The sequence below is a fragment of the Nocardia stercoris genome (genome assembly GCF_003696265.1).
Classification (GTDB): domain Bacteria; phylum Actinomycetota; class Actinomycetes; order Mycobacteriales; family Mycobacteriaceae; genus Nocardia; species Nocardia stercoris.
In genome coordinates, this window is record NZ_RFFH01000009.1 from 58,218 (window position 1) to 69,390 (window position 11,173).

Annotated in this window: 10 protein-coding genes; 6 read left to right on the top strand and 4 right to left on the bottom strand. The window is 67.8% G+C overall.

All coding sequences use genetic code 11. The annotated features are described in order from the left end of the window. Positions 1 to 70: 70 nt before the first annotated feature. The 3 genes from EBN03_RS20820 (at position 71) to gndA (ending at position 4,480) form a co-directional block, all read left to right on the top strand. The gene (locus EBN03_RS20820) at positions 71 to 919 is read left to right on the top strand and encodes a Rossmann-fold NAD(P)-binding domain-containing protein (protein WP_122189767.1); all 849 of its coding nucleotides are present in this window, start codon (positions 71 to 73) and stop codon (positions 917 to 919) included. A 330-nt stretch (positions 920 to 1,249) separates the two neighbouring features. Next, positions 1,250 to 2,971, top strand: a complete 1,722-nt coding sequence (locus EBN03_RS20825) for a GMC family oxidoreductase (RefSeq protein ID WP_122189768.1) — start codon at positions 1,250 to 1,252, stop codon at positions 2,969 to 2,971. A gap of 63 nt (positions 2,972 to 3,034) precedes the next feature. Next, positions 3,035 to 4,480, top strand: a complete 1,446-nt coding sequence (gene gndA / locus EBN03_RS20830) for an NADP-dependent phosphogluconate dehydrogenase (RefSeq protein WP_122189769.1) — start codon at positions 3,035 to 3,037, stop codon at positions 4,478 to 4,480. A 129-nt stretch (positions 4,481 to 4,609) separates the two neighbouring features. Here gndA and EBN03_RS20835 read toward each other — a convergent pair whose 3' ends face one another. Continuing rightward, positions 4,610 to 5,071, bottom strand: coding sequence for an SRPBCC family protein (locus EBN03_RS20835; protein WP_122189770.1), 462 nt, complete (start codon positions 5,069 to 5,071; stop codon positions 4,610 to 4,612). A gap of 115 nt (positions 5,072 to 5,186) precedes the next feature. Continuing rightward, a complete protein-coding gene (locus EBN03_RS20840; protein ID WP_122189771.1) occupies positions 5,187 to 6,059 on the bottom strand; it encodes a sigma-70 family RNA polymerase sigma factor in 873 nt (290 codons plus the stop codon). Between the two features lie 88 nt (positions 6,060 to 6,147). On the opposite strand from EBN03_RS20840, the gene EBN03_RS20845 reads away from it, so the two are divergent. Both EBN03_RS20845 and EBN03_RS20850 read left to right on the top strand, forming a co-directional pair. Continuing rightward, on the top strand, positions 6,148 to 6,495 hold the full coding sequence (locus EBN03_RS20845; RefSeq protein WP_122189772.1) for a DoxX family protein: 348 nt from the start codon (positions 6,148 to 6,150) through the stop codon (positions 6,493 to 6,495). Between the two features lie 220 nt (positions 6,496 to 6,715). Then, the gene (locus EBN03_RS20850) at positions 6,716 to 8,182 is read left to right on the top strand and encodes a class I adenylate-forming enzyme family protein (RefSeq protein WP_122189773.1); all 1,467 of its coding nucleotides are present in this window, start codon (positions 6,716 to 6,718) and stop codon (positions 8,180 to 8,182) included. On the opposite strand, the gene EBN03_RS20855 is transcribed toward EBN03_RS20850, so the two are convergent. After that, the gene (locus EBN03_RS20855; RefSeq protein WP_122189774.1) at positions 8,170 to 8,424 is read right to left on the bottom strand and encodes an acyl carrier protein; all 255 of its coding nucleotides are present in this window, start codon (positions 8,422 to 8,424) and stop codon (positions 8,170 to 8,172) included. The two genes, EBN03_RS20850 and EBN03_RS20855, sit on opposite strands and share 13 nt — an antisense overlap. Positions 8,425 to 8,501: 77 nt before the next feature. Between EBN03_RS20855 and EBN03_RS20860 the strand changes: the two genes are divergently transcribed. After that, complete coding sequence (locus tag EBN03_RS20860; RefSeq protein ID WP_147471655.1) at positions 8,502 to 9,806, top strand: phthiocerol/phthiodiolone dimycocerosyl transferase family protein; 1,305 nt, start codon at positions 8,502 to 8,504, stop codon at positions 9,804 to 9,806. On the opposite strand, the gene EBN03_RS20865 is transcribed toward EBN03_RS20860, so the two are convergent. Then, positions 9,803 to 11,089, bottom strand: coding sequence for a cytochrome P450 (locus EBN03_RS20865; RefSeq protein WP_122189776.1), 1,287 nt, complete (start codon positions 11,087 to 11,089; stop codon positions 9,803 to 9,805). The two genes, EBN03_RS20860 and EBN03_RS20865, sit on opposite strands and share 4 nt — an antisense overlap. Positions 11,090 to 11,173 lie beyond the last annotated feature (84 nt).

Here is an 11,173-nt window from a genome sequence, read left to right on the forward strand (position 1 = left end):
TAGACGCTCACGTATGCGGGCGAGCGCCTCGACGATGTCGCCACGGCCCGCCCGCCGGTGTACTGAACTCATGACGGAAAACAGCAGCAACCAGCCCCTTTACCTCGTCACCGGCGGCACCGGAAAGACCGGACGGCGCGTCGCGGCCCTGCTCGGCGCGGCCGGCGCTCGGGTCCGGATCGGCTCGCGCACCGCCGCCGTACCCTTCGACTGGGACGACCGCGGCACCTGGGACGCGGCCCTGGCCGGCGTCACCGCGATCTACCTCGCCTACCAGCCCGACCTGGCGGTTCCCGGCGCGCCGGAGACCGTCCACGCCTTCGTCGCCGCGGCCCGGGCCGCGGGTGTCCGGTCGGTGGTCCTGCTCTCCGGGCGCGGCGAGCCCGAAGCCGTGGAATGTGAACGGATCGTGCAGGATTCGGGCCTGGCCTGGACCGTGGTGCGGTGCAGCTTCTTCATGCAGAACTTCGACGAGGGCGCGTTCGTCGACGATATCCGGGCCGGGGTGCTCACTCTGCCCAACGGTGATGTGCCGGAACCGTTCGTGCACGCCGACGACATCGCCGAGGTCGCGGCCGCCGCCCTGACCGACAACCGACACCACGGCCGATGCTACGAACTCACCGGGCCCCGCGCGCTCAGCTTCGCCGACGCGGTGGGCGAGATCGCGGCCGCCACCGGTCGCGACATCGCCTTCGTCCCGGTGTCGCGCCCCGAATTCGTTACCGCGCTCACCGAATACGAGGTCCCCGCCGACGTGATCACCCTGCTGGACTACCTGTTCGGCACTGTCATGGACGGCCGCAACACGCCGACCACCGACGGGGTGCGACGGGTGCTGGGCCGGGAGCCGCGCGACTTCGCCGACTACGCGAAAACGGTGGCCGCAGAAGGCGTCTGGAACCCGCCGGGGGAGTAGGCCGCCGGGGCGGTCGCCCGCGCCGAGGCCCGCCGGCCCGAATTCGCCGACAACGCTCGGGCCGTGGTCGAGAACTCTCGCACCGATGGGCTCATGCGATGTGGCGCGAGACCGGCGGCACCGACAACTATCCGAATCGCATGGATCGGGTCGTGGCCGCCACCCCGGCAGCATCGCCGATGGCGGCACCGACTCGACCGCGTCAGCTCTAGAGGGGAAGCCCCGGTCACCGGCATCGTGCTGTGACCGGGGCCATCTTCTCGACTCCAGCTGGGCAAACTGCAAGAATCACCCGAACTGTGTCACCGACGACATCACCAGGAGACCTGCATGGCCGAGCCGACCACCGATTTCGATGTCCTGATCGTCGGGTCCGGATTCGGGGGCAGTGTCACCGCGCTGCGGCTCGTCGAGAAGGGCTACAAGGTCGGTGTGCTCGAGGCCGGGCGGCGGTTCGCCGACGACGAGCTGCCCAAGACCAGCTGGGACCTGCGCAAGTTCCTGTGGGCGCCCAAGCTCGGCTGTTACGGAATCCAGCGGATCCACCCGCTGCGTGACGTGCTGATCCTCGCGGGCGCGGGAGTCGGCGGCGGTTCGCTGAACTATGCGAACACCCTGTACGTGCCGCCGGCCCCGTTCTTCCAGGACCCGCAGTGGCGCGACATCACCGACTGGCGCGACGAGCTCACGCCCTATTACGAGCGGGCCGAGAAGATGCTCGGGGTGGTCACCAACCCGCACCTGACCCCGGCCGACGAGATCTTCAAATCGGTCGCCGAGGACATGGGTGTCGGTGACACATTCGTGCAGACCCCGGTCGGCGTGTTCTTCGGTGAGCCCGGCAAGACCGTCCCCGACCCGTACTTCGGCGGTGTCGGCCCGGACCGCACCGGGTGCGTCGAATGCGGCGACTGCATGGTCGGCTGCAAGTACAACGCCAAGAACACCCTGGTGAAGAACTACCTGTACCTGGCGGAAAAGGCCGGGGCACAGGTGATTCCGATGACCACGGTGACCGCGCTGCGCCCGGCGCCCGGCGACACCTGGCAGATCGACACCGCGCGCACCGGCGCCTGGATGCGCAAGCAGCCCGCCACCTACACCGCCAAGCAGGTGGTGCTGGCGGCCGGCACGCTCGGCACCCAGAAGCTGCTGCACGCCATGCGGGACCGCGACGTGCTGCCGAACCTGTCCGAACGGCTGGGCTTCATGACCCGGACCAACTCCGAGTCCATCGTCGGCGCGGCCACCAAAACCCTGGCGCCCGGCCAGGACTTCACCAAGGGCGTCGCGATCACCTCCTCGATCCACCCCACCCCCGACACCCACGTCGAACCGGTCCGCTACGGCAAGGGCTCCAACGCGATGGGCCTGCTACAGACCCTGATGGTCGACGGCGGCGGAAAGATCCCCCGCTGGCTGCGTTTCCTCGGTGTGGCACTGCTGCACCCGCTGCTGCTGCTGAGCTTCCTGAGCGTGAAGAACTGGAGCGAGCGGACCATCATCTCCCTGGTCATGCAGCACCTGGACAACTCGATCACCACCTACACCAAGCGTTCGGTGTTCGGCGGCCGCAGGCTGACCTCGAAACAAGGCCACGGCGAGCCCAACCCGACCTGGATCCCCGCCGGAAACGAGGTGACGCGGCGGGTCGCGGACAAGATCGGCGGTGTCGCCGGCGGCACCTGGGGTGAGGTGTTCAACGTTCCGCTCACCGCGCACTTCCTCGGCGGCGCCACGATCGGTGCCGACGCGGAACACGGCGTGATCGACGCCTACCACCGGGTGTTCGGCTATCCGACGCTCAGCGTGGTCGACGGCGCGGCGGTGTCGGCGAACCTCGGGGTGAACCCTTCGCTGACCATCGCGGCCCAGGCCGAGCGGGCCGCTGCCTACTGGCCCAACAAGGGCGAAGCCGACACCCGGCCGGCCCAGACCGAGGGTTACCACCGCATCGCACCGGTGGCACCGGTCGCGCCGGTGGTGCCCGCGGGCGTGCCGACCGCGCTGGTATTGCCGATCGTGGAGATCCGCCGGCCCACCGCGGGCTGACGCACCGAACATTCGTGGTATCAGGGTCCCGGGCTCGTGGATCCGTATGAAAGGGTCTGAATCATGACTTCCGCCAATGCGACAGCTCAGATCGGTGTGACGGGTCTGGCCGTCATGGGTAGCAACATCGCGCGCAATTTCGCCCGCCACGGCTACACCGTCGCCCTGCACAACCGCAGCGTCGCCAAGACCGACGCGTTGCTCGCCGAGCACGGGACCGACGGTGAGTTCGTCCGGACCGAGACCATCGAGGAGTTCGTGGGTGCGCTGGAGAAGCCGCGCCGCGTGCTGATCATGGTCAAGGCGGGTGAGGCCACCGATGCGGTGATCGAGGAGCTCGCCGCGGTCATGGAACCGGGCGACATCATCATCGACGGCGGCAACGCGCTCTACACCGACACCATCCGGCGCGAGGCCGCGATGGCCGCGCGCGGGCTGAACTTCGTGGGCGCGGGTATCTCCGGTGGTGAGGAGGGTGCGCTCAACGGGCCGGCCATCATGCCGGGCGGTCCGAAGGAGTCCTACGAGTCGCTGGGGCCGCTGCTGGAGTCGATCTCCGCCAAGGTCGACGGCGTCCCGTGCTGCACCCACATCGGCCCGGACGGGTCCGGTCACTTCGTGAAGATGGTGCACAACGGCATCGAGTACGCGGACATGCAGCTCATAGGCGAGGCGTACCACCTGCTGCGCGACGCGCTCGGCGCGAGCGCCGGGGAGATCGCCGAGGTGTTCACGCAGTGGAACTCCGGCGAGCTGGAGAGCTACCTGGTGGAGATCACCGCGCAGGTGCTCGCGCAGGTCGACGCCAAGACCGGTGAGCCGCTGGTCGACGTGATCGTGGATGCCGCCGAGCAGAAGGGCACCGGCCGGTGGACGGTCAAGTCCGCGCTCGACCTCGGCATCCCGGTGACCGGCATCGCGGAGGCCGTCTTCGCCCGCGCGCTGTCCGGATCGCGCGCGCAGCGCAAGGCCGCGCACGGCCTGGCCGCCGGCACGCTGGCGGAAAAGCCCAGTGACGCAGTGCAGTTCACCGAGGACATCCGGCGGGCGCTGTACGCCTCCAAGATCGTCGCCTACGCCCAGGGATTCGACCAGATCGCCGCCGGCAGCACCGAATACAACTGGGGTCTGCGCCCGGGCGATCTGGCCACCATCTGGCGTGGCGGCTGCATCATTCGGGCCCGCTTCCTCGACCGCATCAAGGACGCCTACGAGGCGGACCCGCTGCTGCAGAGCTTGATCCTGGCTCCCTATTTCCGCGCGGCGATCGAGGAGAGCGTCGACAGCTGGCGCCGGGTCGTGTCCACCGCGGTCCAGCTTGGTATCCCGGTTCCGGCCTTCGCCTCCTCGCTGGCCTACTACGACGCCTTGCGCGCCGAGCGACTCCCCGCCGCGCTCACGCAGGGTCAACGCGACTTCTTCGGTGCGCACACCTACGAGCGCGTCGACGCGGAAGGCCACTACCACACCCTGTGGAGCGGCGACCGCAGCGAAGTTCGGACCGACTGACCCGCCTTGTGGCGGCGTCCCGGAAGTATGTGGCCGCCGGTCCTGGCGCAGTAACCGCCAGGACCGGCGCCTCCTTCCGAATGACCTCCGACCCCGTTGGGTGGCGAAGCCGCGGGTAGGGCGGCTCGGCTACAGTCCGGGGCGGGGGACGTCCCCGCGCCAGGCGCCGGTTTCGTGGTTGCGCTCCTCCATGAACTTCTTGAAGCGTTCGAGGTCGCCCTTGACCCGGTGGTCCAGGAGGCCCAGCTTGTCGCCGACGTTTTCGACGAAGCCCTCTGGATCGACCTCCATCTGGGTCGTGACCCGGGTCGTCAGATCGTCGATACGGTGGAACGTCACGACGCCCGCGTGCTCGGGGCCGCTGTCGGAGCGCCAGGCGACGCGCTCGTCCGGATGCTGTTCGGTAATGGTGGCGTCGAACTCTCGCTCAGCAGGACCGACGTGAACCTTCCAGTGCGTGTGGGTGTCGTCGAGCTGCTGGACGCTCTCGACCCCACTCATGAATTCCGGGAACGACTCGAACTGCGTCCACTGGTTGTAAACCATGCGGATCGGTGCCTTGACATCGGTCGAAGCGACAACGGAACTCATACTCGACCACCTCTTCTCCGGTCTCGGATCGGATCGTGCGGGCAGATCTGCCCACTTCCGCCCTACCCGTGACCCACGGGCCCAAACGGCACCCAGTCGGTACGCGCCGAAGGGCCTAGGGCAAGACCCGCACGGCGAGCGCGCGCAGGCGCGCTCGATCCGCGATCACCTCGTAGCCCGCGACCCGGTTGTCGCGCACCGTGACGGTGAGCGCCAGCCGCAGCCTGCCGTGCGGGGCCACCAGGATGCCTACCGTGCCGTTCACCAGCGCAAGTGCCGCCACCGCGGAACGTTGTTGCAGCACAACGGTTTCCTCGGCCACCGCGCGAGCGCCGCGCACGATCGCGGCCATACCTGCGGGCAGTGCGGCCGGGTCGGCGATGCGCACGACATCGGGGGAGAGCACGGCGAGCAACGCCGCCAGGTCGCCGCTGCGTGCGGCGGACAGGAAGGCTTCGACCACTCGGCGGTGTTCGGCGAGTTCGGTGGTTGTCCGGGTCACGTCGGTGTGGGTGCGCTGCCGGGCGCGGCTGGCGAGCTTCTTCGTGGTCGCTGGGGTGCGGCCGACGATCGGGGCGAGCTGTTCGAACGGCACCGCGAACAGGTCGTGCAGCACGAACACCACCCGTTCGTCGGGGCTCAGTCGGTCCAAGACCACCAGCAAGGCCCGCCCGACCGAATCGATAAGCAGCGCTTCGTGTTCCGGTTCGCTGTCGTAGGCGGTGGTGCCGGGTTCGGCGAGCAGCTCCAGGGGATGTTCACGTCGTGCGGCACGCGAACGCAGCAGATCCAGGCAGATCCGGGAGACCACCGTGGTCGACCACCCGATCAGGTTGGCCGGTTCGTCGGGCTGAGCGGCCAACCGCAGCCACGCCTCCTGCACCGCGTCCTCGGCCTCGGCCGACGATCCGAGCATGCGATAGGCCAGTCCGTTGAGCTGCGGACGGTAGCTCTCGAATCGAGCTGCGAGCCCGTCCTGGATCTGCATCGGTCACCTTTTCCGTCCGGCATTCGTCACCTTGTCGAGGGATCCGCCATCACCGGCGATCCCACTCGGAAACTGGAGGGTAATACCCATGTCCATTGCTTACGTCGTCGTCACCGTCGCTGCCGCGACCGCTGCCTTGATCGCCAGCGGAATCGACGTGTTCCGCGCCGACTGGGTGCGCGGGAACATGCAGCGCTACGGTCTGCAGGACTGGACGCTCTATCCGCTGGCGGGGATCAAAGCGATCGGAGCCCTCGGTCTGCTGGCCGGATTCGCGGTCGCTCCGCTGGGACTGGCCGCGGGAATCGGCTTGGTTCTCTACTTCCTCGGCGCATTGGCGACCGTGCTGTGGGCTCGCGCCTACAGCGACATCGGCTACCCACTGCCGTATCTGGCGCTGGCGGTCGGCTCGGTTGCGCTGTATGCGCTGACCTGAGGCGCACAGGGCTGCTTCGGCCCCGCCGTCGGAGAGGTGGTCACGACCCCGGCGACGATCTCGCGGTCGTCTCCGGGATCCGCGATCGGCGGTTCGCGGCCGAGGATAACAGCAGGTCAGGCCCTTATTTCCAGGGTGTGCCGGGCGCCGACTCCTTGCAGGTGCCGCGTTCCAGCCCCTATCCTTACGGGCAGAGGGGGGCGGACCCCGCGGAGTAGAGATGATCTACGACAATCTGCTCGCGCTGACAGCACGGGCACCGACCACCAGCGGATTGCGGCAGGGCGGAGTCTTCACCCCGTACGCCGCCCTGGTCGAGCGGATCGGCCGGCTCGCCGCCGGCTTCATCGAACGCGGCGTCGAGCGCGGCGATCCCGTTGCGCTGCTGATTCCGAACTCGCCCGACCTCTTCGTCACCGCCCACGCGCTCTTCGCGATCGGCGCCATCGCCGTGCCGCTGAGCGAGACCGCCACGCGATCCGAACTCGCGACCCTCGCGCGCAAAGCCGAACCCAAGGCCGTCGTCTCGACTCCCGGGCTCGCTGCCGCCGAGACGCTCATCGCGGACGCGGCTCCCGGCATTCCCTTGTTCCGGACCGATGCGCTGCCCGAATCGAGCGCCGCCACCGAGCTGCCGAAACTGTCGGGTGACACAGCGGCGCTCTACGTCTTCTCCTCCGGCTCGACCGGGTTGCCCAAGGTGGTACCGCACACCCATGCCGAGCTCATCGCGGACAGCGAACGATCCAGCACGGCCTGGGGCATTCAGCCCGACGACATCGTCCTCGACATTCTGCCGAGCAACTTCTCGATGGGCTTCCTACTGGGCGCAACCCAAGCCGTCGCCGGCGGTGCGACGACGCTCTACTGGAGCGACCCGCTGCCGCTGGCGTTGTCGCGCCGGAAACTGCTCGACACCATGGTCGGTGAGCGCGTCACCTTTATGGGTGCCGTGCCGGCCATGTACGAAATCCTCGCCGGTCAGGCGGGTAGTTTCGATCTGAAACTGCGCCTGGCCTTCTGCGGTGGCGTCGCGCTGCAGCGGCCGGTCTTCGACCTGGTGCGCGAGCGCCTCGGTGTCACACTTCGGCAGGATTACGGCTCGACCGAGGTGAGCATGTTCTCGCACAACGACTCCGCCGATCCCGACGCGACCTGGGCTTCGGTGGGCAAGCCGGCGGGCGACGGCGAAGTCCGCATCGTCGCGTTCGACACCGAATTCGGCCCGTCCGTCGGCGAAATGGAAGTGCGATCGTCCTCGCTCATGCGTGGCTATCTCGGCGATGCCGCGGCCACCGCCGCGGCGTTCGACGGGGACTGGTTCCGGACCGGTGACCTTGCTTCGCTCGACGAGGAGGGCCGCATCTTCGTCCGTGGCCGCAGCAAGCTGCTGATCGAGGTGTCGGGCTACAAGATCGATCCCATCGAAGTGGAGGAGACGCTCATGACCCTGCCCGCCGTCACCGAGGCCGCGGTGACGGGTCTCCCGGACCGGCGCAACGGCAATCGGCTGATCGCGTTCGTCGTCACCGGGGACGAAGTGTCGGCCGACGACCTGATCCGCTATGCCCGCGAACGGCTTTCGGTCCAGAAGGTCCCCACCGAAATCGCGTTCGTCGACGCGTTGCCGCGCAGCCCGGCCGGAAAGGTGCTCCGCGCGCGGCTGCGAGATCTTCAGGCCGGCTGAGCAATTCGCTGCGAAACGTAGGCAGCCAGGTGCGCAGGCGATTCGAACAGATCTTCCCGTATCTCCGTTTCCGGGATGCTGATCTCGAAGCGCTCCTCGAGGAAATGCACCAGTTTCACCAGGCTGATCGAGTCCAGCAGGCCGGACTCGAGCAAAAGGGTGTCACGACGGACCGGAGTTCCGCCGGTTTCGACCGCCATCGCGGAGATATACTCGACTATCGGTTGTTCGATACCGTTCATTGCTCGAGTCCCTTATTCGGTCGGGCCGGTCGATTTCAGGTGACCTGAAACGACATTCGCAAATATGGGAGGACGGTTTGGGTGAAACACGCCCCCTGGGCGGACGGGAACAACTGCTCAGCGATTTGCATGCCCATCGCGCGCTGATCGCCATGCAGGTACTGCACGTGCGCGGCCATCTCGATCCCGCGCTGCTGGAGCGCGCGCTCGCCTGGCTGCAGACCCAGCATCCCATTCTTCGCGCTCATATTCGCTACGGCAAGATGGTCTGGCGACGCGTGCCGCCGTTCGCCTATCGCCAGGGCTGGTTCGACACCCAGGGCACAACACGGATCCCGTTGCGGGTCCTCGACGACACCGACCCGGACGCGTGGCGCAAGGTTCTCGCCGCCGACATGCGCACCCCGATTCGGAAGGGCAACCATCCGCGTCTGCGGGTGACGCTGGTGCGGCAGTCGCCCGACGCCGACCTCAGCCACCTCGTCATCTGCGCCGATCACGCGATACTCGACGCCCGGTCGGCCCACGTGCTCGCGTGCGAGCTGCTGGAATTCCTCGCCGATCCCGCTGCGGCACAACGGAAACCGTCGCTCGACACCGCCCTGCCCCCACCGATCGAGGCCGGCCTGCCGGACCCGGCACGCGGTGGCAAGACCGCCTATACGCCGGCCGTTCGGCTACCGAAGCAGAAGGTGCGCGGCCGGAAGAAGGAAACGCGAGTACTGGTGCGCCGCTTCGGGCCCACCGAGACCGCAGCGCTCGCGGAGGCCGTCAAAGCCAACAAGACGACGCTGCACGGTGCGGTGACGGCGGCCTTCCTGCTCGCCCTGCGCGAACGGTACCGGCTCGACGTCATGACCGTGTTGAACACCGTCGACCTGCGCCGCCTCAGTACGCTCGCGCTGCCCCGCGAGACCTACAGTTGCTACGTCGACATCCTGCGCACCGAGCACCCGATCACCGACGATTTCTGGGCGACCGCCCGCGACGCCTCGTTCAAGCTCATCGCCGCACTAGCCAAGAACCGGGAGTCCGCCTCGATCATGAAGTTTCCCGATTGGGAGGTGTATCGGCGCGAAGTCGGCCCGACGCTGCGGAACCGCCGGCGCCTGGACGGACTCGCGGTGACCACGGCAGGCGAGTCCGGCCTGCGGAGCAGCTACGGCGCGTACACACTCGAGGACGTCACCCGAGCGGTATCGCTCGATGTCTTCGGCTCGTCGCTGTTCGTGATCGCGAACGAGCGGAGCGGTGGCCTCGACCTCAGCATCGGGTACTCGACCCGCGCCATGAACGAGGGAGAAGTGCGGTGGCTGGCCGACGACGCGGTCGCCCGGCTCGAAACGGCGGCAGTGCGGCACCGGCTGACGAACCCGGCCTAGGCGGCAGCCAGCTTCGCCGGCATCGAGCGGTAGGCGTGCAGGTTGCGGAGGATGGGATGGGGGACCGGCGGCCCGTCCAGGCGCAGATCCGGGTACCGATCGAAGAGGGCCCGCAGCGCGACGGTGCCTTCCATCAGGGCCAGCCTGGCTCCGAGACAGCCGTGTATCCCGGAGCTGAACGCGAGATGTTCCGTGGCGTTGGCCCTGGTCACATCGAATCGTTGGGGGTCGGGGAAGACCGCGGGATCGGTGTTGGCTCCCGCCAGTGAGAGCAGGACGAGGGAACCTGATCTGATCCGCTGATCGGCGAGGTCGACGTCGGCGTTCGCGACCCGGCCGGTCATCCGCACGGGACCGTCGTAGCGCAGGATTTCCGCGATCGCGTTCGGCCACAGCTCCGGGCGTGCGGCCAGCAGTTCCAGTTGGTCCGGGTGGCTTGTGAGCAGCGCGATTCCGTTGCCGAGCATGTTCACCGTCGTCATGAATCCGGCGTCCAGCAGCAGGGTGGCGTTGGCCACCTGCTCGCGGCGGGTGAGGTCGTCATGCGTCACCAGCATGCTGAGCACGTCGTCGCGCGGGTCGGCATCGAGCCGATCGAAGTGCCGGTCGAAGTACTCCTCGACTTCGATCAGGTCCGCCACGGCGTCGCGGTAGGCGGCCCAGCTCAGGCCTCGCTCGAGCAGCGGCGCACCGGAGTCCCCCCATTTCAGCAGCGTCGCGTGCATGTCGGCGGGCAGCCCGAGAATTTCGGCGATGATCGTCACCGGAAGCTGTTTGGAGAAGTCGGTGATCAGATCGGGTCGAGGATTCGATGCCAGGCGTTCGACCAGGTCGTCGGCCACTTCGGTGATCCGCTGCGCCAGTGCGGCGATCGCCTTCGGGCCGAACGCCTGTCCGACCATGCGCCGATACCGGGTGTGATCCGGTGGATCGGTCACCAGCATCGAGGGTGGTTCCCCGAGATTGGGCAGTCCCAGATCTGTCATCGCCAGCAGCCGGCGGATCGGCTTCGGCAGGGCTGGATGGTCGGGGCGGACGACGCCGAAGCGTTGGTCCCGCAGGACGAGCCGGCACAGTTCGTAGTCGGCGGTGACGTGTACCCCGGAAAGCCTGGGAATTCGGCCCCGCCGCCGGATCTCCTCGACGTACGGCGACGAACCGAGCAGGCGATCCGGTCCGAAGGCGATCTGCCCGAGCGGATCACCTCGACGCGCCGCCAACCGAAGATAGGTCCGCGGGAGTCCGTGGGTGAGCAGCCATCGAAACCACACCCGAGCCGGCATTCGTCACCCCTCACCCGATCTGTTTCGCATGCCCCGACCCGTTCCCAATAATAGACAGTCTCTATGGCTCGGTGGTCGCCGTCG